Genomic DNA, 26,196 nt, shown 5'->3' on the forward strand with positions numbered 1-26,196 from the left:
GACGGAAACGACATGCGCTGCGGCGATCGCGGCGCGGGGGGCGATCCAGTCCAGGCGATCGGTGGTGCGTTACCCGGCGCGCTGCTTGTTGGTCGCCGTCCGGTCGATGGCCAACTCCCCGGCCGAGAGGACAACGCCAAACTTTTCGGTGGCTTCCTCTGATGTGTAGTACCCCAGCGCCACGTCGCGCAGCACCAGATCCGGATCGCGCTGCAGCGGATCGCTGTAGCCGCCGCCGCCCGGCGTGCCGACGCGCACGCGGTCGCCGGCCTTGAGCGCAATGTCCTGCTCCTTCGAAAGGTGCAGCGGCACATGTTCCTCGCCATTGCGGAAGACGGTCACCATGTTGACCGCGCCGTCCTTGCCGCCGAGTGCGCCTTGCGGGCCGAAACGGCCGTGATCCATGACGAAAGAAGCACGGGCGTCACCGCGCAGGATTTCAACCTCATAGGCGAGGCCGAAACCGCCGCGATGCTTGCCTGCGCCGCCGGAGCCTTCACGCAAGGCGTAGTGGCGGTAAAGCACCGGGAATGCCTGTTCCATGATCTCGACCGGCGGCGATTTGGAAATGCCGATGGTCGAGCAGCCATTGGTCAGCCCGTCATGGCCTGAATTTCCGCCGTAACCGCCGCCGGAGATCTGGTACATGACGTAATCGCGGCCGCGCGCCGGGTCATTGCCGCCGAGCGCGAAATTGCCGCTGGAGCCGGCGGGCGCCGCCGTCACCTTGTCGGGCAGCGCCTGCACCATCGCCGCGAACACCGCCTCGGCGATGCGCTGCGACACTTCGGCCGCGCAACCCGAGACCGGTCGCGGATATCTGGCGTCGAGGAAAGTGCCTTCCGGCCGCTTGACTTCAAGCGGTTCGAACGCGCCGGCGCTGATCGGCACATCGGGGAAAATGTGGCGCATGGCGAGATAGACCGAGGACAAAGTCGTCGCCAGCACGCTGTTCATCGGCCCGGCGCACGGCTTGGACGAGCCGGTGAAATCGAAGGTCAGCGTATTGCCTTTTTTCTCGACGGCGAGCGCAATGGTCAGCGGCTCGTTGACCACCCCGTCGGAATCGACAAACGCCTTGGAGTGGTAAGTGCCGTCGGGAATGGCTGAGATGTTGGCGCGCATCTGCTCGGCCGCGCGGCGGCGCAGTTCGGCGATCGCCTCGACAACGGTTTCGTCACCGTAACGATCCAGGATTCCGTTAAGCCGGTCCTGGCCGATCAGCAGTGCGGCGGCCTGGGCCCTGATGTCGCCGATGCGCTGGTCGGCAACGCGGATGTTGGAGCAGATGATGGCGTAGATTTCCGGATCGAGCACGCCCTTCTTGAACAGTTTTACGGGCGGCAGTCGCAGGCCTTCCTGCTCGACCGCGGTCGCGGAGGCCGAAAAACCACCCGGCACCGAGCCGCCAATGTCTGGCCAGTGGCCGGTGTTGGACAGCCAGCAGAAGATTTTTCCGGCCCGGTAGACCGGCATGGCGAAGCGTACATCCATCAGATGGGTGCCGCCGAGATAGGGGTCGTTGACGATGTAGATGTCACCCGGCTCCGGGGCCAGGCAGCGGCCGTCGGCGATCATCTCGATCACCGTCCTGGTCGAATATTGCATGACGCCGACGAACACCGGCAGGCCTTGGCTTCCCTGCGCGATCAGCGAACCATCGACAGCCGAATAGATGCCGTCGGAGCGGTCGTTGGCTTCGGCGATGACAGGCGAGAAAGCGGCGCGAGAGAACGTAAGGTCCATCTCGTCGCAGACCTGTTGCAGGGCCGCCTGGAGGACCGAAAGGGTGATGGCGTCGAGTTTTGCCGTATCAATGTCAGGCATCTCAGGCCTCGCCGATGTCGATGATGATGTTGCCGTCGGCATCGCAGCGTGCGCGGTCGCCGGGCTCGAGCACGGTGGTGGCGTCCATCTGTTCGAGGATCGCCGGCCCTTCGATTTCAGCGTCAAGCGGCAGTTTTTCGCGTGCATATACCGGCGTGTCGTGCCAGCGCCCGCCATACCAGACCGGCCGGATTTCGCGCCTTGCCTCATCCAGCGTTGTTGCGCGCCCCGCCGGATCGATCAGCCGCGACAGATCGATCGCCGGACGCACGCCGGTCACCGACGTGTTGAGATTGACGAGGTTGGCGCGGATTTCCGGCAGTTCGACCTTGAAGCGGGCGAAATAGGCCTTTTCGAAAAGCTGCTGCAGCGTTGCGCGCGTCACCGACGAGGACGGCAGCGGCACGTTGATGATGTGGGTCTGGCCGACGAACTGCATGTCGGCGGAGTGGGTGACGCGGATCGTCTCCGGCTTCACCGCTTCCTTGCCGATCAGCTCTTCACCTTCGTTTCGGTGGCGTTCCAATACAGTATGAAGCTGTTTTTCGTCGAGCACCGCCACCGGCTGGTTGATGGTGTTGACGAAATCATGGCGCAGGTCGGCGACGACGCAGCCGAGTGCGTTGGTGATGCCCGGACGCGCCGGCACCAGCACCTTGGGCAGGCCGAGTTCGCGCGCCAGGGCGGTCGCATGCAGCGGGCCGGCGCCGCCAAAGGCGAACAGCGCGAAATCACGAGGGTCATGGCCGCGCGACACCGAGACCATGCGGATGGCGCCGGCCATCTTCATGTTGCCGAGCCGCAGCACCGCGCCCGCCGCCTCGACGCCGGACAGGCCGGTCGCCTTGCCGATCTTGTCCTCGAAAATGCTGGTGACGCGCTCTGATGTGACGGGATTTTGGACCGCCAGCAGCTTCTTCGGCGCCAGCCGGCCGAGCACCAGATTGGCGTCGGTAATGGTTGGCTCGAGGCCGCCGCGTCCGTAGCAGATCGGGCCGGGATTGGCGCCGGCACTTTCCGGGCCGATCTGGATCAGGCCGGCCGCATCGACGCGGGCGATCGAGCCGCCGCCGGCGCCGACCGTGTGCACCGCCACCATCGGCACATGGATCGGCATCGCATATTCGATTTCGATCTCGTTCGACACAGCCGGCTCGGCATTGCGGATCAGCGCCACGTCGGTCGAGGTGCCGCCCATGTCGTAGGTGACGAGGTTTTCGAAGCCGGCGCGCTTTCCAGTATAGGCCGCGGCGATGACGCCCGAGGCCGGGCCGGACATGACCGTCTTGGCCGATTCACGTGTGACGAAGCGCGCCGAGATCATGCCGCCATTGCCGTTCATGATCAGGAAGTCGCGGGCGTAGCCTTTTGCAGCCAGTTCCTTGCGCAGCCGCTCGACATAACGTTCGAGGATCGGCTGCACCGAGGCGTTGACCGAAGCGGTGACGCCGCGCTCGAACTCGCGCGCCTCCGACAGCAGCGCGTGGCCTGCCGTGATGTAGCCGTTCGGCCAGAGCTCGGCGGCGATTTCGGCGGCGCGCCGCTCATGTGCCGGGTTGGCGTAGGAATGCAGGAAATGGATGACGAGGGATTCGCAACCGGCCGCGATCAGCGTCTGCACGGCGTCGCGCATCTCGGTCTCGTCGAGCGGCGTGCGCACCGCGCCCGATGCTTCGACGCGCTCCGAGACTTCGAGCCTGAGATTGCGCGGAATGATCGGCACGAAGCTGCCGGTCATGCCATAGGCCTGCGGCCGCGTGCGCCGACCCAGTTCGATCACGTCGCGAAAACCGCGCGTGGTGATCATGCCGGTTTTCGCCAGCCGGCGTTCCAGCACCGCATTGGTGGTGGTGGTCGTGCCATGCACGATGAGGTCGATGCTATCGATGGCAAATCCGGTGGCGCCGAGTGCCGAAACGACACCGAAAGCCTGGTTGTCCACCGTGGTCGGCGTCTTGGCCAGATACACCCGGCCGCCGTCGCTTCCGTCGATCAGGAGCAGGTCGGTGAAGGTGCCACCGACATCGATACCGGCGACGACATTTCCCCGGGAATTGCTCGCTTGCGCCGAAATATTCTCTTCCATCGTCGAAACCCGAAATGCGCGGACTACGGATATGCGCCAGTTTGGAAAGCTGTTTTAAGGGAGCATCTTGACGCAAATATCGTTTGTATACTAATAAATTCCGGACACAAGAGCTTGCCGCTTTGCAGTGTGCGAACAGCCCGCCGGGATCTGAATGGTCCGGGCGTGCAGGTGAAAGTTTGGCGCCCGCGTCCACGGTTGGGCCAGAAGGTTGGATTTGATGAACACCACATCCGCTCTCAACACCGTCGGCGCCCGACCGCTGCAGTTCCCGATTCCGGCCAACGTCTATGCCGAAACCGTCGTCTCGGTGAAGCACTACACCGACCGGCTGTTCTCGTTCCGCATCACCCGTCCGCAGTCGTTGCGCTTCCGCTCCGGCGAGTTCGTCATGATCGGCCTGCCCAATGCCGAGAAGCCGGTGTACCGCGCCTATTCGGTGGCAAGTCCGGCCTGGGACGAAGAGCTGGAATTCTTCTCGATCAAGGTGCCGGACGGCCCGCTGACCTCGGAGCTGCAGAAGATCCAGGTCGGCGACACCGTCATCATGCGCCAGAAGTCGACCGGCACGCTGGTGGTCGACGCGCTGACCCCGGCCAAGCGGCTGTTCATGATCTCGACCGGCACCGGCATCGCGCCTTTCGCCAGCCTGCTGCGCGACCCTGACACCTACGACAAATTCGATCAGCTGGTCCTGACCCATACCTGCCGCGACAATGCGGAACTCACCTACGGCCAGGAGCTGGTCGCGGCGTTGGAAAGCGACCCGCTGATCGGTGAACTGACCACTGGGCGCGTCACGCTCTACAATTCGACGACCCGCGAAGAGTCGGCACGCATGGGCCGCATCACCGCGCTGATCGGCTCCGGCAAGTTCTACAGCGATCTCGGCATCGACAAGCTCAGCCCGGAAACCGACCGCATCATGATCTGCGGCTCGATGCATATGCTGAAGGACGTCAAGGAACTGGCCGAAAGCCTCGGCTTCGAGGAAGGTTCGCTGAGCCACCCGGCGACCTTCGTGGTCGAGCGCGCTTTCGTCGGCTGAGCCGCACCTAACATCTCGAAGTCTGCGTTTTTGACCGCGCGGTCAAAAACTGCTGCTTTCGCCGCCTTTTTCGGCTATCACCGTCTGCAGGACTCGTGAAGTACGACTTCGCGGGCTATCTTCGGCACACGTCGCTGAATGAAAGGGCAGGAGATGAGCAGCACAATCCGAGAAGCCGATATCGGCTCGTCCAAGGTGACGCCGCTGCCGGCGCGTGCCGCCGCCAACACAGCCGTTCCACCGGACCATCGCATTGCGCGCAATCCCGGCATGAAGCTCGATCTCGGCTTCATGGAATCGGTGCGCAGCGTCAACCGCTCGGCGCTGGAACGGCGCGTCGCCAGCCTGACCAAGCGGCGCTCGATCAAGGCCGACAACCAGGCCGCCTGGCTGCTAAAGGCCGTCTCCTGCATGGATCTGACGACGCTGAATTCCAACGACACCGAGGAGCGCGTGCGCCGGCTCTGCGCCAAGGCGATCAACCCGTTCCGCCGCGACATTGTCGAGGGCCTCGGCATATCAGGTGAAACCATCCGCCCGGCCGCCGTCTGCGTCTACCATCCCTTCGTCGCCACCGCCGTCGACGCCGTGCGCGGCACCGGCATCCACGTCGCCGCCGTCTCCACCGCCTTCCCGCATGGTCTGGCACCCCTGTCGACCCGGCTGCAGGAAATCGAAGCCTCGGTCCGCGACGGCGCCGACGAGATCGACGTGGTCATTCCACGCGGGCTGGTGTTCGGCGCCAACTGGCGGGAGCTTTACAATGAGATCGTCTCGATGCGCGCCGCTTGCGGTGACGCGCATCTGAAGGTCATTCTCGGCACCGGCGACCTCGCCACGCTGCGCAATGTCATGCTGGCCTCGATGGTGGCGATGATGGCAGGTGCCGACTTCATCAAGACCTCGACCGGCAAGGAAAGCGTCAATGCGACGCTGCCCGTCGGCCTCGCCATGGTGCGCGCCATCAGGGCCTATTTCGAGGAAACCGGTTACCTCATCGGCTTCAAGCCGGCCGGCGGCATTTCCACGGCCAAGGCCTCGCTCGACTGGCTGGTGCTGATGAAGGAAGAGCTCGGCCGGCCATGGCTGGAGCCAGACTTGTTCCGCTTCGGCGCGTCGAGCCTCTTGACCGATATCGAGCGCCAGCTCGAGCACCATCTGACCGGGCACTATTCGGCCAATCATCGCCACGCGATGGCTTGAGCGCACCACACCCGATCGGCTTTGCCGATCGACCCTCCCAGGCGGGAGGGTGAAGGAGGCACCTGATGAACATCCTCGATCGCTATCATGCCATGGAGTACGGCCCGGCGCCGGAAGCCCGCAACGAGGCCGATGCATGGCTTGCCGCGCGCGATTTCGGCAAGGCGCTGTTCATCGGCGGCGACTGGAAAGCCGCGTCCGGCGGCAAGACTTTCGAAACCAGCGAGCCGTCTTCCGGCAAGCTGCTGGCCAAGATATCCGACGCCAATGCCGTCGACATCGACGCGGCGGTTGCGGCGGCCACCAAGGCGCTGCCGAAGTGGTCGGCAGCCTCGGGCTATCAGCGCGCCAAGGTGCTTTATGCCATCGGCCGCGCCATGCAGCGCCACCAGCGCCTGTTCGCAGTGCTTGAGACCATCGACAACGGCAAGCCGATCCGCGAAAGCCGCGACATCGACGTGCCGCTGGCGATCCGCCATTTCATACACCATGCCGGTTGGGCGCAGGCGCTGGACAAGGATTTCCCCGGCCACAAGGGTGTCGGCGTGGTCGGCCAGATCATCCCGTGGAACTTTCCGCTGCTGATGCTGGCCTGGAAGATCGCGCCGGCCCTCGCCGCCGGCTGCACCGTGGTGCTGAAGCCGGCCGAGTTCACGCCGCTGACATCAATCCTGTTTGCTGAGATCTGCGAGCGCGCCGGCGTGCCGAAAGGTGTCGTCAACATCGTGCAGGGCGGTCCTGAGGCCGGCGGGGCCATCGTCAACCATCCCGGCATCCAGAAGATCGCCTTTACCGGTTCTTCCGAAGTCGGCAAGATCATCCGGAAAGCCACCGCCGGCTCGGGCAAGAAACTGTCGCTGGAACTTGGCGGCAAGTCGGCCTTCATCGTCTTCGAGGATGCCGATCTCGACAGCGCCGTCGAAGGCCTGGTCGACGGTATCTGGTTCAACCAGGGCCAGGTATGCTGCGCCGGTTCGCGACTGCTGGTCCAGGAAGGCATCGCCGACGCCCTGATCGCCAAGGTCAAGACGCGGATGAGCCGGCTGCGCGTCGGCAGCCCGCTCGACAAGAACACCGATATCGGCCCGCTGGTCGACGCCACACAGCTCGAGCGCGTCAAGGGCCTGGTCGCCGAAGGTGCCAGGCAGGGCGCCGTCTGCTGGCAGCCGGATGCGGCGCTGCCGTCTTCCGGCTACTACCATCTGCCGACGCTCGCCACAGGTGTTTCGCCGGCTAACATATTGGCGCAAGAAGAGGTGTTCGGCCCTGTTCTGGCGACCATGACCTTCCGCAATACCGAGGAAGCGATCGAGCTCGCCAACAACACGCGCTATGGCCTCGCCGCCTCGGTGTGGAGCGAGAACGTCAACCTTGCCCTGCACGTCGCGCCGCAATTGAAGGCCGGCGTGGTCTGGGTCAACGGCACCAACATGTTCGACGCCGCCTGCGGCTTCGGCGGCTACCGCGAGAGCGGTTTCGGTCGCGAAGGCGGGCGCGAGGGCATGTTCGAATATCTCGCGGCGAAACTGCCGCTCGGCCAGATCATCAAGCCGGCGACGACCTCCGCACAGCCAGTCGAGCAGGCCGACGGCTCGGCAATCGACCGCACGGCAAAGCTATTCATCGGCGGCAAGCAGGTACGGCCGGACGGCAATTATTCGCTGGCTGTCGCCACCGCCAAGGGCAAGCTGGCCGGTGAGGTTGGTCTCGGCAGCCGCAAGGATATCCGCGATGCTGTCTCCGCAGCCCGCGCCTGTAGGGGCTGGCCCGAGGCGACCGCCTATAACCGCAGTCAGGTGCTTTACTATCTGGCCGAAAATCTCTCCGGCCGTGCCGGCGAGTTCGCCGCCCGTCTCACCGAATTGACCGGCGCTACGCCCAAGGCCGCGCGGGAAGAGGTAGAACAATCCATCGAACGGCTGTTCCTCTATGCCGGCCTAGCCGACAAGTTCGAGGGCCGCGTGCACCAGCCGCCGGCGCGTGCCGTGACGCTGGCGCTTCATGAACCGGTCGGCGTCGTCGGCATCGTCGCCCCCGACAGCTCGCCGCTGCTCGGCCTGATCTCGCTGGTCGCACCGGCGCTGGCCATGGGCAACACCGTGGTCGCGGTGCCTTCGGAGCGCTATCCGCTGCTGGCCACCGATCTCTACCAGATCATCGAATATTCCGACATTCCCTCAGGCGCCATCAACATCGTCACCGGCCGCAGCTCCGAACTCGCCGGCGTGCTGGCCAAGCATGACGATGTCGACGGGCTCTGGGTGTTCGCCGATGCAGAGACCTGCGCCAAGGCGGAGGCCGAGTCCATCGGCAACCTCAAGCGCGTCTGGAGCGGCAATGGCCGCGGCATCGACTGGGCATCCGACGAAGCCGCCGGCGACGCCTTCCTGCGCCGCGCCGTCGAGGTCAAGAATGTCTGGGTGCCTTACGGCGATTAATGTATGTCGCCCAAAAGTGCGCAGCGGTTTTGGGGCAACGACATATATAAAGGCAAAGAGCCAAAGCGCGTCGCGCGCTTTGATCTCCCCCCGGCGCGGTAGAGATCGTGTTCGGGGTTGACGCATGGACAGATGTTCTTTAACGAGAAAAAACATCTTTATCAGTGAACGATCAACGGCGCAGGCTGCACGATCATGCGCGACTGGCACATGACGCCTTGGCCAGCCGCGGATTAGACCCGGACTATCCCTAGCGGACGAGGAGAACAGTATGGCTGATCTGGCAGGCAAGGTCGTTGTCGTCACGGCAGCGGCGCAAGGCATCGGCAAGGCGAGCGCGCTGGCTTTCGCAAAAGCTGGCGCCACCGTCTACGCCACCGACATCAACGAGGCACTGCTGGCGGAGCTCGCCAAGACGCCGGGGATCAAGACCCGCAAGCTGGACGTACTCAACGACGAAGCCGTCAACGCCGCCTTCGCCGAGATCGGTGTCGTCGACGTGCTGTTCAACTGCGCCGGTTTTGTCCATTCGGGCTCGATCCTTGAGATGAAGGACGGCGACCTCGATTTCGCGCTGAACCTCAATGTTCGCGCCATGATCCGCACCAGCCGGGCCGTGCTGCCCGGCATGCTGGAACGCGGCGACGGATCGATCATCAACATGGCCTCGCTGGCCAGTTCGACCAAGGGCGTGCCCAACCGCTTCGTCTACGGCCTGACCAAGGCCGCCGTCATCGGCCTGACCAAGGCGATCGCCGCCGACTATGTTGGCAAGGGCATACGCTGCAACGCCATTTGCCCCGGCACGGTCGAGAGCCCGTCGCTGCAGGACCGCATGCACGCGCAAGGCGACTACGATGCCGCCCGCGCCGCCTTCATCGCCCGCCAGCCGATGGGCCGGCTTGGCACGCCGGAGGAGATCGCGGATCTCGCCGTCTATCTGGCCGGCGCCACCTATACGTCAGGGCAGGCGTACAATATCGACGGCGGCTGGTCGATCTGACTGCGGAAATCTTGCGCGAGCCGGACGATTTGGCCCTTTCCCGGCGTTTGACAGGGGATCGAAGAGTCTGAAAATCCCGCGCGCCGCTATCTTGCATGGCGATCGCGCTTGTCCGTAGTCAGGTCGATGGGTACGGTCCGCCGGTTCCGCGAAGGCGCAATCGCCTTGGCGGAAAGTTTGCAAAAGGCCACGAGGCCGCAATCAGGAGAAGAATTTAGATGAAACTGCTGCGCTATGGCGAGGTGGGAAGCGAACGTCCCGGCCTGCTCGATGCGGATGGAACGATCCGTGATCTCTCCGCTCACGTTACCGATATCGGCGGCAAGACGCTCGATCCGGCATCGCTGGCGGCACTCGCCAAGCTCGATCCGAAGTCGCTGCCAGCGGTTTCCGGCAGCCCGCGCCTCGGCGCCTGCGTTGCCGGCACCGGCAAGTTCATCTGCATCGGCCTCAACTATTCCGACCATGCCGCCGAAACCGGCGCCACCGTGCCGCCGGAGCCGATCATTTTCATGAAGGCAAGCTCGGCCATTGTCGGGCCGGATGACGACGTGTTGATCCCCCGCGGCTCGGAGAAGACCGACTGGGAAGTCGAACTGGCCGTGATCATCGGCAAAACCGCCAAATATGTCAGCGAGGCCGATGCGCTCGACTATGTTGCCGGCTATAGCGTTGCCCACGACGTCTCCGAACGCGCCTTCCAGGCCGAGCGCCAGGGCCAGTGGACCAAAGGCAAGTCCTGCGACACGTTCGGCCCGACCGGCCCGTGGTTGGTGACCAAGGACGAGGTAGCCGATCCGCAGAACCTCAAAATGTGGCTGACCGTCAACGGCAAGACGATGCAGAACGGCTCGACCAAGACCATGGTCTACGGCGTAAAGTATCTGGTGTCCTATCTCAGCCAGTTCATGTCGCTGCACCCCGGCGACATTATCTCCACCGGCACCCCGCCCGGCGTTGGCCTCGGCATGAAGCCGCCGGTGTTTTTGAAGGCAGGCGATGTGGTGGAGCTCGGCATTGAAGGCTTGGGGCAGCAGAAGCAGACGTTCAAGGCTGACGTGTAGGCTTCTCTGTTCTCTCCTTGTGTCTCTGGAATGAGAAGAGGAAGGGGCGGTTTCGCGCCTTTCCTCTACCCCGTCGATCGGGGGAGAGGTGGCGAGCGAAGCTCGACGGAGTGGGGGCTCGATCCGCTCGTCTGTCGAAGCGACTGTACTGACACGTCAGTCCCTATCCTATGGCGGTTTTGGCTTGGGTCTAGGTCTTCCCCCACTCCGTCGCCGCTTCGCGGCGCCACCTCTCCCCCCTCCGGAGGGAGAGGAAAGGAAGAGGGTGTCAAGCTACTTCAACACCTTCCCATCAGCGCCAAACCGATACGTCTTCGCCGGATCCGGCGTCGCATACAGCGTGGCACCCGGCTCGGCATCATAAACACCAAAGATCCGCACGGTGATCAGACCGGCCTTCTCGCAGTCGAGATACAGATTGGTGTCGGCGCCGAGATGCTCGGCGTGCACCACCGTTCCCTTCCAGGCGCCGGATTTCGGATCGACGGTCAAATGTTCCGGCCGCACGCCGATGGTCTTGGCGGTTTCGCCGAGGCGGGCGCCGTCGACGAAATTCATCTTCGGTGAGCCGATGAAGCCGGCGACGAACTCATTTGCCGGCGAATTGTAGAGCTCCATCGGGCCGCCGATCTGCTCAATCCTGCCGGCATTGAGCACGACGATCTTGTCGGCCAGCGTCATCGCCTCGACCTGGTCGTGGGTGACGTAGATCATCGTTGCCTTCAGCCGGCGATGCAGCTGCGCGATCTCCAGCCGCGTGTTGACGCGCAGTGCCGCATCGAGGTTCGAAAGCGGCTCGTCGAAGAGAAAAAGCTTTGGCTCGCGCACCACGGCGCGGCCGATGGCGACGCGCTGGCGCTGGCCGCCGGAGAGTTCGGCCGGCCGTCTTTCGAGATAGGGCTCCAGCGACAGCATCGATGACGCGATGCCGATGCGGCGCTCGATTTCGGCCGCCGGCGTTCCTGCCTGCTTGAGGCCAAGGCCCATATTGTTCTTCACCGTCAGATGCGGGTAGAGCGCATAGGTCTGGAACACCATGGCGATGCCACGCTTGGCCGGCGGCGTGGCCGAGACGTCCGCGCCGTCGATGACGACGCGGCCCGAGGTCGAATCCTCCAGTCCGGCAATGACTCGGAGCAAGGTCGACTTGCCGCAGCCAGACGGGCCGACGAAGACGACGAATTCGCCGTCGTTCACTTCGAGGTTGATGCCCTTCAGCACCTCGACCGGCCCGAAGGCCTTTTTCACGTTCTCAATGTTCAGCGAGCCCACGGCGATCCTCCGGATTGGAATGTGGGCGCGAATGCAACCCGTGACGACAATTCTGCGGTCACAATCGCACCGCCTTTCCACTGCGCACGCTCTCGTCTGCGGCAAGGCAGACGGCGAGCGATTTGACCGCGTCGTCCATATGTTTGGTGAGATCCAGATCCTCGCGGATCGCCTTCAGCACGAAGGCCTGTTCGAGGTCGCAGAGGTCCTGATGGCCGGGTTCGCCTGCCATCGACAGCATTTCGTCGGCCTTGAGAAACTTGCCGTCCGCGCCGGTCGCGGCGCTGTGCAGGCGAATGGTCGAGGTCTTGGTGTGGGTGTCGATGTCGTCGGACTTGACGCCTTCCTTCATCACGATCGATACGCAGCCCTTGGGCGAGATCACGTCTTTCACGAAGAACGCCGTTTCCGAAATCATCGGCCCCCAGCCGGCCTCATACCAGCCGACCGACCCGTCATCGAACAGCACCTGCAGATGGCCGTAATTGTACATCGAGGGTGCCACCTCCTCGGTCAGCCGCACGCCCATGCCACGCACCTCGATCGGTTTGGCATCGGTGATCTGCAGCATGACGTCGAGATAGTGCACGCCGCAGTCGACGATCGGCGACGTCGTCTGCATCAACTGCTTGTGCGTCTCCCAGGTGTGGCCCGAGGATTGCTGATTGAGGTTCATGCGGAAAACGTAGGGGCCGCTTAGCTTGCGCGCTTCGGCGATCAGCCTGATCCAGGACGGGTGATGGCGCAGGATATAGCCGATCACCAGTTTTCTGCCATTGGCCTTCGCCGCCGCGACGACGCGCCTGGCGTCGGCCACCGTCGTTGCCAGCGGCTTTTCGACGAAGACATGGCAACCGGCCTCGAACGCCCTCACCGCATAGTCGGCATGGCTGTCGGAATAGGTGGCGATGCAGGCGACATCGGGCTTTTCCTCGCGCAACGCCTCATCGAAGGAGCGCCTGATGCCGTAACCCGACAGCCCGTCTGGCAGCGGCACGTCGGAGCGATTGATCAGCGCCGCGATCTCGAAACCGGGATTGGTATGATAAGCCAGCGCATGGCTGCGGCCCATATTGCCGAGGCCGGCGACAACGACACGAAGGGGTGTTTCAGAGTTCACTTGACGGCTCCGGACGTGATGCCGCGGATCAGCTGCCGCGAGAAGATGACGTAGAGGATCAGCACCGGCATGATCGCCAGCGACAGGGCTGCCAGGATGGCGTTCCAATTGGTGACGAACTGGCCGAGGAACAGCTGCGCGCCGAGCGTCACCGTCTTGGTTTCTTCAGACGGCGCCAGGATCAGCGGGAACCACAGATCGTTCCAGATAGGGATCATGGTGAAAACGGCGACGGTCGCCATCGAGGGCCTGACCAGTGGCAGCACCAGCCGGAAGAAGATGGTGTATTCCGACAGGCCGTCGATGCGGCCGGCATTCTTCAGATCGTCGGACACCTGCTTCATGAATTCCGACAGGATGAAGACGGCAAGCGGCAGGCCCTGCGCGGTGTAGACCAGGATCAGCGCCGTCAACGTGTTGACCAGCCCGCTCGCCACCATCAGTTGCAGGATGGCGACGGTGCCCAGCCGGATCGGGATCATGATGCCGAGCGCCAGATAAAGCCCCATCAGCGAGTTGCCGCGGAAGCGGTATTCCGACAGCGCGAACGCCGCCATGGCGCCGAACAACAGCACGAAGAACAGCGAGGCGACGGTGACGACGAGGCTGTTCTGGAAATAGTGGATGAAGTCGCCCTGGCCGATCACCGTCGTGTAGCCGATCAGGTCGAAGGTTTTGGGCGTCGGCGGCGTCAGCGGCGCGCCGAAGATGCCCGCGCGCGACTTGAACGAGTTCATGATGACGAGGATCACCGGAAACAGCGCGATCGCCGTGTAGGTCAACAGGATCGCGTGGGCGCCGATGGTGCGGGGCACGGAACGGGTGGCGGTGCTCATTGGGAGGTCTCCTGACGCACACTTCCAAGGAATGGCGCCAAGGCACCCCCCTCTGTCCTGCCGGACATCTCCCCCGCAAGGGGGGAGATCGGATGTCGCGACTGCTTTCGCCAATCACCAACGCAGCAAGATGGCCGGCAAGGCCAACGCTGCCAATCTCCCCCCTTGCGGGGGAGATGGCCGGCAGGCCAGAGGGGGGTGTTCAAGCTCGACATCTCGCCCCTCAGAACTGGTAGCGACGCAGGCGCGTCTGGACGAGGAAGAGGTAGACGCAGACGCCGCCGAGGATGATCAGGAACATCATCGTGGCAATCGCCGCGCCCATATTGGGGTCGCCGGTCTGCAGCTGGAAGCCGAAGAAGGCGCGGTAGAGGAAGGTGCCGAGAATGTCGGTCGAATAGTTCGGCCCGGCGAGCGCGCCTTGCGCGGTGTAGATCAGGTCGAAGGCGTTGAAATTGCCGACGAAGGTGAGGATCGAGATAATGCCGATCGACGGCAGGATCAGCGGCAGCTTGATCTTCCAGAACTGTGAAAGGCCGGTAATCCCATCGCATTCGGCGGCCTCGATCACCTCTTCGGGGATCGACAGCAGGGCGGCATAGATCAGCATCATCGGGATGCCGACGAACTGCCACACCGAGATCAGGCTGAGTGCGGTCAGTGCATATTGCTCCTTGCCGAGCCACGGCGTGAACAGGCCTTTGAGGCCGACGAGATCCATCAGATGCGGCGCCACGCCCCACAACGGGGACAGGATCAGCTTCCAGGCGAAACCGACGATGACGAAGGACAGGATGGTCGGAACGAAGATCGCGGTGCGGTAGAAGGCCGCGAATCTGAGTTTCGGGCTGGACAGAAGCGCCGCCAGCATGACGCCGATCGGGTTTTGCACGATCATGTGGATGATGAAGAACCAGGTGTTGTTCCTGAGCGCGTTCCAGAAACCCACCGACCAGTTGGGGTCGCCGAACAGGGTGCGGAAGTTTTGCAGCCCGACGAAGACCTGGTGCTGCTCGATGTTGCGGAACAGCGACAGCTGCAGCGTGCCGGCGAGCGGCAGGATCATGATCGCCGTGTAGACGAGCACCGCCGGCGCCAGGAAGATGCCGATGTGCCAGCGGAACGGTCTTTTCGGTCGTGTTTCTGCGGCCATGAGTTCGGTCCCCGCCGTCTCTCGGTTCCAAAGGGTATCGATCTAGATGATGCCTCGATGCACGGCCCGACCGTTCTTGCCCGATGCGGCAAGAACAAAGGCCTGCGACTGGTCAGCTAGCCTTGCCCCACAACAGCGAGGGTAAGGCCGAGAGGCGGTGCCGACAATCGCAATCTGAAAAACCAGGATAGTCCGAGACCGGCCAGGCATACGCCCGGCCGATCTCGTTGCCTGAGCGCTTACTTGGCCGGCTTGTACCAGCTGTCGAGACCGGTCTGCAGCTTCTTGGCTGCAGCGTCCGGGGTGTCGGTGCCGTTGATGACGTTGGCCGATTCAACCCAGGTCTCGTTCTCGAGGTTCGGCGTGCCGCGCGACAGGATCTGGTAGGTCGAGCGGATCGTCGACTTGCACTTGCCGCGCCAGGAGACGAATTCCTGCGCCAGCGGGTCTTCCATCTTCACCGGCGCGGAGTTCAGGCTGAAGAAGCCCGGCAGCGCGTTGGCATAGATGGTGGCGAAATCCGGCGAAGCGACCCAGGACAGGAAGGTCTTGGCCGCATCGGCGTTCTTCGAAGCCGCATTCAGGCCCATGCCGATATCGGTATGGTCGGAGATGTAGCAGGTGTCGCCGGCCTTTTCGACCGGCGGCGGGAAGGCGCCCATCTTGAACTGGGCCTGGGTGTTGAACAGGCCGATTTCCCACGAGCCGGCCGGGTAGATGGCGGCGCGGCCGAGCGTGAACAGGTTCTGGCTGTCCGGATAGGTCTGCGCCTCGAAACCGTCACCCAGATAAGGCTTCCACTTGGCCAGTTCCTCATACGGCGCGACCCAGTCCTTGTCGGTCAGCTTCTGATCGCCCTTGATCAGCGCTGCGCGGCCGTCCTCGCCCTTCCAGTAGTTCGGGCCGATGTTCTGGTAGCCCATGGTCGCGGCTTCCCAGAGATCCTTGGTGCCCATCGCCATCGGGATGTAGGTGCCGTCGGCCTTGATCTTCTCGAGCGCGGCGAAGAACTCGTCGCGGGTCTCCGGCACCTTGATGCCGAGCTTTTCGAAGGCGTCCTTGTTGTAGATGAAGCCGTGAATGACCGAGGCCATCGGCACGCAGAAGCTCGCCTTGCCGTCGTCGGTCTGCCAGGCGGACTTTGCCACGGGCGAGAAGTTCTCCATGCCGGGCAGCGCCGAGAGATCGGCAAGGTTGCCCTTCTTGAACAGCTCGAGCGACTTGTCGAATGGGCGGCAGGTGATCAGGTCGCCCGCCGAGCCGGCGGCGAGCTTGGCGCCGAGCGCTGCGTCATATTCGGTCGGAGCCGACGGCGCGAACACCACCTTGATGCCCGGATTCTTGGCTTCGAAAGCCGGGATCAGCTTATCCTTCCAGATGGCAAGGTCGTCGCCGCGCCAGCTTTCGATGTTGAGCGTTACGTCGTCGGCATAGGCAACCCCGGCCGAGCCGAGAATGCTGGTGCCCAGAAGCAGTGCCGTCAGTAGTTTCGTTGTCATGCTCAGTCTCCCTGTTGACCTTTTTCAGGTTCGGTTTTGATGAGAACGGAGGCAGTGCGCCCCTTGCTCCCCTCTATAGCGGAAAGGGCCGGCCGCAGCTTCTGGCCGGCCTCTTCCAGTATCTTCTGCGCCGCGTCAGTGCTGTCGGCGCCTGCTGCGAGCAGAATGGCGGTCTTGACCGCGCCGCCGCTCTTCTCGAGCAGACGGGCCGCTTCGTCCGTGCCGCGCCCGCTGATCGCGGCGACGATGCGCGCCGCGCGGTCGCGCAGCTTGATGTTGTCGGCCATGAGATTGACCATGTAGCCGTCATGCACATGGCCGAGATGGATGGCGGTCAGCGTCGACAGCATGTTGAGCGCGATCTTCTGGGCAGTGCCGGCGCCCATGCGCGTAGAGCCGGCGATCAGTTCCGGCGGTGTTTCGAGCAGGATGGCGGTTTGTGCCTGGCGCAGCAGCGCAGAGTCCCTGTTGTTGGCGATGCCGATGGTGGCGGCGCCCCGACGGGCGGCTTCCTCGATCGCCTTGACGGCATAGGGCGTCGTGCCGCTGGCGGAAATGGCGATCAGGCAGTCGCCCTTGCCGAGGCCGGCCTTGGCGACCGCTGCCGCGGCCTCCTCGGTATCGTCTTCCGGCCCGCCGGCCAATGTGCGGAAAGCGTCGTCGCCGCCGGCGATCAGGATAGCAATGCGGTCGCGGTGAATACCGAAGGTGCCGGGCAATTCAAGCGCATCGGCCAGCGCCATCAGGCCGGAGCTGCCGGCCGCCGCATAGGCAAGCTTGCCGCCACTCTTCAACCCACCGGCGATGATTTCTGCTGCCCTGGCGATGGACGGGATGGCATGGCGCACAACTTTTGCGGCTTCGATCTGCGCGTCGGCCAAATAGGAAAGGATGGCGTCCGGGGCTTGGATATCCAGCCCCTCGGCATTCTGGTGAAGCGCTTCGGTGCGCGTTTCGGCCATCCCGGTTCCTCCAATACCAGAACAATACCAAAAAAATACCACTTGTCCACACGCATTAACGAATTCGCTGGCCAGAAATCGCTGAGCCGACGAAATGCATAGGTTTTTCAATAAAATACGGCTTAATCTTTTTGAAACGGAAATTAACCCTTGGCTATTGGTATTTTATTGGTATTATCCGCATGGAGGAGAAACCACGTGAATCTCGTGCTCGGAATCGATGGTGGCGGCACCAGCTGCAGGGCTGCCCTGGCAACAGCGGATGGCACTGTTGTTGGCCGCGCCAAAAGCGGCGCCGCCAACATACGCACCGACCTGACCGGCGCCCGCTCGAACATCGTCGAGGCCGCCAGGCAGGCGTTCCTCGCCGCCGGGCAGGATCCGGAACTGATCTCGCAAACACCCGCAATTCTCGGCCTTGCCGGCGCCAATGTCGGCACCTACCGGCAGCAGCTTGAAGCGATCCTGCCATTCAGCATCAGCCGCGTCGAGACCGACGCCGAGATCGCGCTGGAAGGCGCTGTCGGCTCCGGCGACGGCGCCATGGCGATCCTCGGCACCGGCACCGCCTATATGGCGCGCAGACAAGGCAAATCGCGCGCCATCGGCGGCTGGGGCTTCCAGGTTGGCGACCAGGGCAGCGGCGCCCGTATCGGCCGCGACCTGCTCGAACAGACACTGCTTGCCTATGACGGCGTCCGCGAAGGTTCGCCGCTGACGCAGAGCATGCTGGCCGTGTTCCGCAACAACCCGGAGGACGTCGTCGAATTCACCACCAATGCCAAGCCGGGTGACTTCGGCGGCTTCGCACCCAAGGTGTTCGAGCATGCCGGGAAGGGCGACAGCGTCGCCAACTGGATCCTCGACAGGGTGGTCGCCGATGTCGAAGCCTCGCTCGGCGCGCTCGACCTCTCAGAAGACGCGCCGCTGTGCCTGCTCGGCGGGCTGGCGCCGCTCTACGCGCCGCGGCTGTCTGCCCGCTACCGGGCGCTGCTGAAGCCGCCGCTCGACGACGCGCTGGGCGGCGCGGTGCAGATGGCGGTTCGCCTTTTCGCCGGACACGCGGAGGCAACTCGATGAGCGAGGCCGCCGACCAGATCTTCGCCACGCTCAAACATCAGGCGCAAAGCGGCGCGCCGCTTTATCTGCAGCTTCGCAAGAGCATCGAGGACGCGGTCAATCGCGGCCTGATCGGGCCGGGCGACGCGCTGCCTTCCGAGCGCGACATCGCCACCAAGGCCGATATTTCGCGGGTCACCGTGCGCAAGGCGGTGCAGGACCTCGTCAAGGGCGGCATCCTGGTGCAGCGCCACGGCTCCGGCACTTTCGTGGCGCCGCGCATGGAGCGTGTCGAACAGTCGCTGTCGCGGCTGACCTCGTTCACCGAAGACATGGCGCGGCGCGGCATGGCTGTGCGTTCGGCATGGCTCGACCGAGGCCTTTACGCACCTTCGCCCGACGAGATGATGGTGCTCGGCCTGTCGTCGAGCGAACTCGTGGCGCGCGTGGCGCGCCTGCGCATCGCCAACGACACACCGCTGGCGATCGAGCGCGCCTCGCTGTCGGCCAGCGTGTTGCCCGACCCGGCCGATATAGGCTCCTCGCTCTATGCGGCGCTGGAATTGACCGGCAACCGGCCGGTGCGCGCCGTGCAGCGCATTTCCGCCGCCAATCTCGGCGACAGCGACGCGCGCCTGCTCGAAGTGCCGCCAGGCATTGCCGGCCTGCACATCGAACGCATTTCCTATCTGGCGAGCGGCAAGGTGATCGAATTCACCCGCTCCATCTACCGGGGCGACGCCTATGATTTCGTCGCCGAACTGCGGCTGACAGGGCCGAGCGAAGAGGGCCGACCATGAGCACGACAGAAATGACCCATATGCGGCGCGAGATCGAGGAGGTCCCGCAAGCGGTCGCCCGCCTGCTCGACGGCTCCGGCGCCGGGTTGACCGAGGCCGGGCGCGGCATCCGCGAACGCGACCCGCAGTTTGTCGTCACCGTGGCGCGCGGCTCGTCCGACCATGCCGCCACCTTCATGAAATATGCCGTCGAACTGACCGCCGGCCTGGCCGTCGCGTCGGTCGGCCCGTCGATCGCCTCGATCTACGGCCGCAAGCTCAGGCTCGCCGGCTCGGCCTGCCTGGCGATCTCGCAGTCGGGCAAGAGCCCCGATATCGTCGCTATGGCCGAAACCGCGCGGGCGGGGGGCGCGCTGACCATCGCCATCACCAACACCGCTGATTCGCCGCTGGCGCGCGCATCGGACTATGCGATCGATATCCTGGCCGGCCCCGAGCGCAGCGTGGCGGCCACCAAGACCTTCATCAATTCGGCCGTCGCCGGCCTCGCTCTGATGGCGCACGCCACCGGTGACGATGCGCTGTTGGCCGCACTTGCCCGCCTGCCGGAGCATTTCGGCAAGGCGATCGCCTGCGACTGGATGAGCGTGCTGTCTGAGACGATCGAGAAGCAGAAATCGCTGTTCATCCTCGGCCGCGGACCGTCGGCGGCGATGGCCAATGAGGCGGCGCTGAAATTCAAGGAGACCTGCGGCATGCATGCGGAAGCCTACAGCGCCGCCGAAGTCATGCACGGCCCGCTGGCGCTGATCGGCCCCGATTTTCCGGTGCTGGCGCTGGCTGCGCGCGACGCCTCCGAACCGTCCATTGCCGAGGCCGCCGACAGCCTGGCGGCCAAGGGCGCGCCGGTGTTCGTCACCTCCGCACTTGGCAAACGCGCTGTGCGCCTGCCGCATGTCGCCACCGGCCACCCGCTGACCGATCCGCTGACGCTGATCGTCTCCTTCTACATGTTCGTCGAGGCCTTTGCCCGCCATCGCGGTCTCGACCCGGACACGCCGCGCAATCTTCGCAAGGTGACGGAGACAGTATGAGCGATCGCTTTGCCCTGACTGGCGCCCGGGTTTTCGACGGCGACGACTGGCATGAAGGCCACGCACTTGTCGTGCGCGACGGTCTCGTCGAGGCCATTTTGCCCGCCGGCGCCATCCCCTCGGATATCCGCGTCGTCGACACCGGCGGCGGCGTGCTGGCGCCGGGCTTCGTCGACCTGCAGGTCAATGGCGGCGGCGGCGTCATGCTCAATGACCACCCCGATGTCGCTTCGATCGAGACCATCTGCCGCGCACATGCGCCCTTCGGCACGACGGGGCTGCTGCCGACTCTGATCACCGACACATCAGACATCACCGCCGCCGCTGTCGCCGCCGGCGAGGCAGCGGCGCGCCAGAAGGTGCCTGGGTTTCTCGGGCTGCATCTCGAAGGCCCGCATTTGTCGGTTGCCCGCAAGGGCGCGCATGATCCGGCGCTGATCCGGCCGATGACGGATGCCGACCAGGCGATGCTGATCGCCGCGCGGCAAAAACTACCGGTGCTGCTCACCACCATTGCCCCTGAATCCGTCGAGCCGGCGCGCGTCGCGGCACTCGCCAAGGCCGGCATCATCGTCAGCCTTGGCCATTCCGATACCGGCTATGCCACCGCCAGCGCTTTTGCCGCGGGCGGCGCCTCGATGGTCACCCATCTGTTCAACGCGATGAGCCAGATCGGCAATCGCGAGCCCGGACTGGTCGGCGCGGCCATCGACATCGGCAGCTTGTCGGCCGGTCTCATCGCCGACGGCATCCATGTCGATCCGGCCACGATCAAGATCGCGCTGCGCGCCAAGCAAGGTCCCGGCAAAATCGTGCTGGTCACCGACGCCATGGCGACAATCGGCACCGACATGACGTCGTTCACACTCAACGGCCGCACCATCTATCGAAGGGATGGCAGCCTGAGGCTCGCCGACGGAACGCTGGCGGGCGCCGATCTCGATATGATCTCGGCCGTTCGTTTCATCCACCGCGTCGTCGGGGTCGAGCTTTCCGAGGCCTTGCGCATGGCCTCGCTCTATCCGGCGCAAGCAATCGGCCAGTCGCACCGGCTGGGCCGATTCGCCAACGGCACGGCCGCGGACATGGTCGCGCTGTCGGACGATCTCGACACGAAGGGCGTCTGGATCGGCGGCGAAAAGGTTTTTGCGGCCGGTTCCGCCACTGCGTTGATTTCAGGTTCAAGTCGGCTGACGTCATGAAACCTTTTGATTTTGAGGTCGTTGTCGGAGCGTATGTCCGAGGCGAAACCCAAATTGAAACAGGCCGACGGCATCAAACCGCGCGATGCCTTGAAGCCGCGACAGCAAGCGCCGCGTGACCAGAGGCCACGCCACGAGGAGTTGCGCGAAAAAAAGCCGTCGGCCGCCGAAGCTGCCCCCGAGGTCGACGGCCAGCCGGGACCGCCACCGGAGGCTGTCGAGCCCGATCCGCAACTGACGCTCGAAGAGGCCGAGCAGGCGCGCAAGAAATATCTGCTGCGGCGTTTCTGGATCAGCGCGCGCGGTTACTGGAGCCGGCGCGGCGACCGGCTCGCCTGGCCGTTCACGATCGGGGTGTTGCTTCTAATCTGCATCAATATCGGCTTCCAGTATGGCATCAATGTCTGGAACCGCTCGATGTTCGATGCGCTCGAGCAGCGCAACGCCCGCAGCGTCTACTTCCTCAGCGCGCTATTCGTACCGCTGGTGATCTGCAGCGGCAGCCTTGTCGTCGCGCAGGTTTACCTGCGCATGACGATCCAGCGCCGCTGGCGTTCCTGGCTGACCACCGCGGTCATTGCGCGCTGGCTGGCAAGCGGTCGCTACTACCAATTGAACCTCGTCGGCGGCGACCACCAGAACCCCGAGGCCCGCATGACCGAGGATTTGCGCATCGCCACCGAGTCGCCGGTCGATTTCATCGCCGGCGTCCTCAACGCGTTCCTGTCGGCCTCGACCTTCATCGTCGTGCTGTGGACCATCGGCGGCGCGCTCACCCTGCCGATCGGCAGCGAGAGCATTACCATTCCCGGCTTCCTAGTTATCACCGCGATGATCTATGCCGCCATCACCTCGACCTCGATGGTGGTCATCGGCCGCCATTTCGTCCGGCTCTCCGAGCAGAAGAACCAGGCGGAAGCCGAATTGCGCTACACGCTGACGCGCGTGCGCGAAAACGGCGAGAGCATCGCCTTGCTGGGCGGCGAGGAGGAGGAGCGCAGCGGCATCGACAGGAATTTCGGCCATGTGCTCAGGCAATGGGCGCTGCTGACGGGCCAGCACATGCGCACGGCGGCGGTGTCGCAGGGATCGAGCCTGTTTGCGCCGGTCGTGCCGATCCTGCTGTGCGCGCCAAAATTCCTCGAGGGCTCGATGACGCTTGGCGAGGTGATGCAGGCAGCGTCTGCCTTTGGCATCGTGCAAGGCGCGTTCGGATGGCTGGTCGACAACTACCCGCGTCTTGCCGACTGGAACGCCTCGGCGCGGCGCATCGCCTCGCTGATGATGTCGCTCGACGGGCTCGAGCGTGCGGAGCAGAGCGACGCGCTCGGACGCATCCAGCACGGCAAAACCGAAGACGGTGCGATGCTCAGCCTCGACGATCTCTCCGTCACGCTCGACGACGGCACCTCCGTGGTCAAGGAAACCGAGGTTGCGATCGAACCGGGTGAGCGCGTGCTGGTGGCTGGCGAATCCGGCTCGGGCAAGTCGACGCTGGTGCGGGCCGTTGCTGGCCTGTGGCCATGGGGCGGCGGCAGCGTCAATTTCCACGCCGACAGGCGACTGTTCATGCTGCCGCAACGCCCCTACATCCCCTCGGGCACGCTTCGCCGCGCGGTCGCCTATCCCGCGGCGGCGGACAAGTGGACGATCAAACAGATCAAGGCCGCCCTCGACAAGGTCGGCCTTGCCTATCTTGCCGAAAGGATCAAGGAAGAAGCGCCATGGGACCAGACGCTGTCGGGCGGCGAAAAGCAGCGCCTCGCCTTCGCGCGCCTGCTGCTGCACCGCCCCGATATCGTCGTGCTGGATGAAGCAACCTCGGCGCTCGACGAGAAGAGCCAGGACACCATGATGGCGACGGTGATCCGCGAATTGCCTGATGTCACCATCATCAGCGTGGCGCACCGGGCCGAGCTGGAAGCCTTCCACAGCCGCAAGATCACCCTCGAACGGCGCGAGGGCGGCGCCAAGCTTGTCAGCGACATCAATCTCGCCCCACGCAAGCGCAACCTGCTGAAGCGCGCCTTGTGGGGTTCCGGCAGTCGGGCCGAAAGGCCGCGCAAGGAGTAAGGCGCCCCTGCCCCAGCGCAACTATGATGCGTATATGTCCTTGTAGGTATCGCGCAGCAGGTTCTTCTGTACCTTGCCCATGGTGTTGCGCGGCAGCTCATCGACGAAGATCACCCGTTTCGGGTGCTTGTATTTCGCCACCCGTCCGGCGATGGCGCCGAGAATTTCGGCACCGGTGATCCGCGATGACGGCGCCCGCACGACGACAGCGGTGACGCCCTCGCCGAAATCCGGATGGGCAACGCCGATGACGGCGCTTTCGCTAACCCCGTCGAGGGCGTCGATCTCGCTTTCGAGTTCCTTCGGATAGATGTTGTAGCCGCCCGATATGATCAGGTCCTTGCCGCGGCCGACAATGTGGACGTAGCCGTCGGCGTCGACCATACCGAGATCGCCGGTGATGAAAAAACCGTCGGCGCGGAATTCCGCCTTGGTCTTCTCCGGCATGCGCCAATAGCCGCCGAAGACGTTGGGGCCTTTGACCTCGATCATGCCGACCTCACCCTGCGCAAGTGCTGCGCCGCTGTCGGGATCGGCGATGCGAAGCGTGACGCCGGGCAAGGGGAACCCGACCGTACCGGCGCGCCGCTCGCCCTCATAGGGGTTCGAGGTGTTCATGTTGGTCTCGGTCATGCCGTAGCGTTCGAGGATCGCGTGGCCGGTGCGCTCGCGCCAGGCCTTGTGCGTCTCTGCCAGCAGCGGCGCCGAACCGGAAATGAACACGCGGATGTTTTTCGCCGCCTCACGGTCCAGTCCATCCTGCTGCAGCAGGCGTACGTAGAAGGTCGGCACACCCATCAGGGCCGTGGCACGCGGCAGCAGCGAGACGATGCGGGCCGGATCGAACTTCTGCTCGAACAGCATCGAGGCGCCGGCCATCAGGACGACGTTGGTGGCGACGAACAGGCCGTGCGTGTGGAAGATCGGCAATGCGTGGATCAGCACGTCGTCTCCAGTGAAACGCCAGTGCTCGACCAGCACGCGCGCGTTCGAAGCAAGGTTCTCGTGGCTGAGCATGGCGCCTTTCGAACGGCCGGTGGTTCCCGACGTGTAGAGGATTGCCGCGAGGTCATCCGACCCGCGCGCCACGTCATGAAAATCCGTCGGCAGCCGCGAGGCCTGGTCGGTCAGCGATCCCCGGCCGTCGCGGCCGAGCGTGACGGTGATGGCGCCCGTCTTTTCCGCCAGCGCGCCGATGTCGGCCGCTCTTGCCGGGTCGCAGACGACCAGGCGTGGTTCCGCGTCGCCGAAGAAATACTCCAGCTCGGCCAATGTGTAGGCGGTGTTGAGCGGCAGGAAGACGGCGCCGGCTCGCAGGCAGGCGAGATAGAGCATAATCGCTTCCGGGCTCTTCTCGACCTGCACGGCAATGCGGTCACCGGGCTCGACATCCAGTTGCAAGAGCGCATGCGCAAGCTGCGCCGAGCGGGCCAGCATATCGCCATAGGTGAGCAAGCGGCCATCATCGGTCTCCATCAGCAAGCGCGCTGGCGCCGGCATCCGGGACCGGAACGCATCGAACAGATGATTGCTCATGAAGACTTCCTGGGGTGCTACGGCGCTGAGCATGCGCCTGTCGCGGCATGCCTCGGCGGCGAGAGTTCGCGGTTCTTGGCCGCGCCGTCAAGCCCGCCGACAGCAGTTCACGCCAGCCGCTCTCCACGCAGGCTGAGCGCAAGAAACGAGCGCAAGAGACCCGCCAGGAAACGACTGCTATCGCCGAGCGCGTTTGCCGGCGAGTTCCTTCGTTTCGTCGTCCTGCTCGAAGCGCTTCATGCACATGGCGGCAGTCAACCGGTAGTGGTTGAGCAGTGCCTCGACGGCACCGTCGGCATTGCCGTCCAGGGCACATTCGGCGATCAGGCGATGCTCGCCGAAATCGTCGCGCTGGATGCCTTCGCCATCATTGGCCATTTGCCGGTAGCGATAGGCGTGATCGGAGAGCTGGTCGCAAAACCCCACCAGCCATTGCGACCGGCAGGCCGAAATCAGCACCCTGTGAAAGATGCGATGCAGCCTCTCCCAATCGGGATTGAGCGAGACGAGGTTCTGCGGCGAAAAACGTGACGCACGGCCCAGGCGATGCAGCGCCAGCACGAGTTGTTCTTCCCATTCGGCGGTGCGGTGGACGATGGATTCGCGAAGCGCCCGCTCCTCGAGCCAGCAGCGGGTGCGCGTCAGCTCTTCGAGTTCCGGCGCACTGACCGGCATGATGAAGAAGCCGCGCTGGTCGTGCCGGCCGAGAAGTCCTTCCGAGGCGAGGCGATTGAGAGCCTCGCGGACAGGTGAGGCGCCGGCCCCATATTTGGAGACAACCCATTCGACCCGCAGTTTGCTCTCGGTTTCAAGGACACCGCCGAGAAGATCGTCCCGCAATTGCTGATAGACCGTACTCGCAAGCGTGCTCTTCGGTCCCGCAGCGTCGTCGTTCAGATTGGCAGCTCCGTATGTCATAGCGACTCCTTGTCCCCAAGACTTGGCCTGGGCGATTCGAGTCTGAAAGCATTCGCCGTCTCG

20 protein-coding genes are annotated in these 26,196 nt (G+C 64.1%); 10 read left to right on the plus strand and 10 right to left on the minus strand.

The features are described from left to right. Nucleotides 1-69: 69 nt before the first annotated feature. The gene (locus NKI99_RS17400; RefSeq protein WP_352611520.1) at nucleotides 70-1,827 is read right to left on the minus strand and encodes a hydantoinase B/oxoprolinase family protein; all 1,758 of its coding nucleotides are present in this window, start codon (nucleotides 1,825-1,827) and stop codon (nucleotides 70-72) included. A 1-nt stretch (nucleotide 1,828) separates the two neighbouring features. Further along, nucleotides 1,829-3,913, minus strand: coding sequence for a hydantoinase/oxoprolinase family protein (locus NKI99_RS17405; protein WP_352611521.1), 2,085 nt, complete (start codon nucleotides 3,911-3,913; stop codon nucleotides 1,829-1,831). A gap of 220 nt (nucleotides 3,914-4,133) precedes the next feature. Here NKI99_RS17405 and NKI99_RS17410 point away from each other — a divergent pair, with 220 nt between their 5' ends. The 5 genes from NKI99_RS17410 (at nucleotide 4,134) to NKI99_RS17430 (ending at nucleotide 10,669) form a co-directional block, all read left to right on the plus strand. Continuing rightward, complete coding sequence (locus NKI99_RS17410) at nucleotides 4,134-4,961, plus strand: ferredoxin--NADP reductase (protein ID WP_127294708.1); 828 nt, start codon at nucleotides 4,134-4,136, stop codon at nucleotides 4,959-4,961. A 153-nt stretch (nucleotides 4,962-5,114) separates the two neighbouring features. Continuing rightward, nucleotides 5,115-6,164: a deoxyribose-phosphate aldolase gene (gene deoC, locus NKI99_RS17415; protein WP_352553257.1), complete on the plus strand. Its 1,050-nt coding sequence runs from the start codon at nucleotides 5,115-5,117 to the stop codon at nucleotides 6,162-6,164. 65 nt (nucleotides 6,165-6,229) lie between these two features. Further along, nucleotides 6,230-8,602: an aldehyde dehydrogenase family protein gene (locus NKI99_RS17420; RefSeq protein WP_352611522.1), complete on the plus strand. Its 2,373-nt coding sequence runs from the start codon at nucleotides 6,230-6,232 to the stop codon at nucleotides 8,600-8,602. Between the two features lie 271 nt (nucleotides 8,603-8,873). Next, entirely contained in the window at nucleotides 8,874-9,605 is a 732-nt protein-coding gene (locus NKI99_RS17425) for an SDR family oxidoreductase (protein WP_352440647.1), read from the plus strand. Between the two features lie 218 nt (nucleotides 9,606-9,823). Then, nucleotides 9,824-10,669 (plus strand): fumarylacetoacetate hydrolase family protein, encoded by an 846-nt coding sequence (locus NKI99_RS17430; RefSeq protein WP_127328023.1) that lies wholly within the window; start codon nucleotides 9,824-9,826, stop codon nucleotides 10,667-10,669. A gap of 273 nt (nucleotides 10,670-10,942) precedes the next feature. Here the strand turns inward: NKI99_RS17430 and NKI99_RS17435 are convergent, their stop codons facing one another. The 6 genes from NKI99_RS17435 to NKI99_RS17460 all read right to left on the minus strand — a co-directional run bounded on the left by NKI99_RS17435 (nucleotide 10,943) and on the right by NKI99_RS17460 (nucleotide 17,511). Further along, nucleotides 10,943-11,941, minus strand: a complete 999-nt coding sequence (locus NKI99_RS17435; RefSeq protein ID WP_023810856.1) for an ABC transporter ATP-binding protein — start codon at nucleotides 11,939-11,941, stop codon at nucleotides 10,943-10,945. A 58-nt stretch (nucleotides 11,942-11,999) separates the two neighbouring features. Continuing rightward, the gene (locus NKI99_RS17440; RefSeq protein WP_352611523.1) at nucleotides 12,000-13,061 is read right to left on the minus strand and encodes a Gfo/Idh/MocA family protein; all 1,062 of its coding nucleotides are present in this window, start codon (nucleotides 13,059-13,061) and stop codon (nucleotides 12,000-12,002) included. Then, nucleotides 13,058-13,897: a carbohydrate ABC transporter permease gene (locus tag NKI99_RS17445; protein WP_127380895.1), complete on the minus strand. Its 840-nt coding sequence runs from the start codon at nucleotides 13,895-13,897 to the stop codon at nucleotides 13,058-13,060. Before NKI99_RS17445 ends, NKI99_RS17440 begins: the two co-directional genes overlap by 4 nt. 223 nt (nucleotides 13,898-14,120) lie before the next feature. Further along, nucleotides 14,121-15,050: a carbohydrate ABC transporter permease gene (locus NKI99_RS17450; RefSeq protein WP_352611524.1), complete on the minus strand. Its 930-nt coding sequence runs from the start codon at nucleotides 15,048-15,050 to the stop codon at nucleotides 14,121-14,123. Nucleotides 15,051-15,289: 239 nt separating this feature from the next. Then, complete coding sequence (locus NKI99_RS17455; RefSeq protein ID WP_352553268.1) at nucleotides 15,290-16,549, minus strand: ABC transporter substrate-binding protein; 1,260 nt, start codon at nucleotides 16,547-16,549, stop codon at nucleotides 15,290-15,292. 2 nt (nucleotides 16,550-16,551) lie between these two features. Beyond that, nucleotides 16,552-17,511, minus strand: a complete 960-nt coding sequence (locus NKI99_RS17460) for an N-acetylmuramic acid 6-phosphate etherase (RefSeq protein ID WP_352611525.1) — start codon at nucleotides 17,509-17,511, stop codon at nucleotides 16,552-16,554. A gap of 198 nt (nucleotides 17,512-17,709) precedes the next feature. Here NKI99_RS17460 and NKI99_RS17465 point away from each other — a divergent pair, with 198 nt between their 5' ends. Genes NKI99_RS17465 through NKI99_RS17485 form a run of 5 tightly spaced genes read left to right on the plus strand, consistent with a single transcriptional unit; the run spans nucleotide 17,710 to nucleotide 23,679 of the window. Beyond that, entirely contained in the window at nucleotides 17,710-18,591 is an 882-nt protein-coding gene (locus NKI99_RS17465; protein ID WP_352611526.1) for a glucosamine kinase nucleotide-binding domain-containing protein, read from the plus strand. Further along, nucleotides 18,588-19,370 (plus strand): GntR family transcriptional regulator, encoded by a 783-nt coding sequence (locus NKI99_RS17470; RefSeq protein WP_027040192.1) that lies wholly within the window; start codon nucleotides 18,588-18,590, stop codon nucleotides 19,368-19,370. The genes NKI99_RS17465 and NKI99_RS17470 overlap by 4 nt, the downstream gene beginning before the upstream one ends. Beyond that, nucleotides 19,367-20,404: an SIS domain-containing protein gene (locus NKI99_RS17475; protein ID WP_352611527.1), complete on the plus strand. Its 1,038-nt coding sequence runs from the start codon at nucleotides 19,367-19,369 to the stop codon at nucleotides 20,402-20,404. The genes NKI99_RS17470 and NKI99_RS17475 overlap by 4 nt, the downstream gene beginning before the upstream one ends. After that, entirely contained in the window at nucleotides 20,401-21,606 is a 1,206-nt protein-coding gene (gene nagA, locus NKI99_RS17480; protein WP_352611528.1) for an N-acetylglucosamine-6-phosphate deacetylase, read from the plus strand. Before NKI99_RS17475 ends, nagA begins: the two co-directional genes overlap by 4 nt. Before the next feature lie 33 nt (nucleotides 21,607-21,639). Next, complete coding sequence (locus NKI99_RS17485) at nucleotides 21,640-23,679, plus strand: ABC transporter ATP-binding protein/permease (protein WP_023810866.1); 2,040 nt, start codon at nucleotides 21,640-21,642, stop codon at nucleotides 23,677-23,679. Nucleotides 23,680-23,700: 21 nt separating this feature from the next. Here NKI99_RS17485 and NKI99_RS17490 read toward each other — a convergent pair whose 3' ends face one another. Further along, nucleotides 23,701-25,215, minus strand: a complete 1,515-nt coding sequence (locus NKI99_RS17490) for a malonate--CoA ligase (protein WP_128305143.1) — start codon at nucleotides 25,213-25,215, stop codon at nucleotides 23,701-23,703. Nucleotides 25,216-25,392: 177 nt separating this feature from the next. Next, nucleotides 25,393-26,133, minus strand: coding sequence for a GntR family transcriptional regulator (locus tag NKI99_RS17495; protein ID WP_352611529.1), 741 nt, complete (start codon nucleotides 26,131-26,133; stop codon nucleotides 25,393-25,395). Between the last annotated feature and the right edge of the window lie 63 nt (nucleotides 26,134-26,196).

This window comes from Mesorhizobium sp. M0239 (genome assembly GCF_040321815.1).
In the GTDB taxonomy this organism is placed as follows: domain Bacteria; phylum Pseudomonadota; class Alphaproteobacteria; order Rhizobiales; family Rhizobiaceae; genus Mesorhizobium.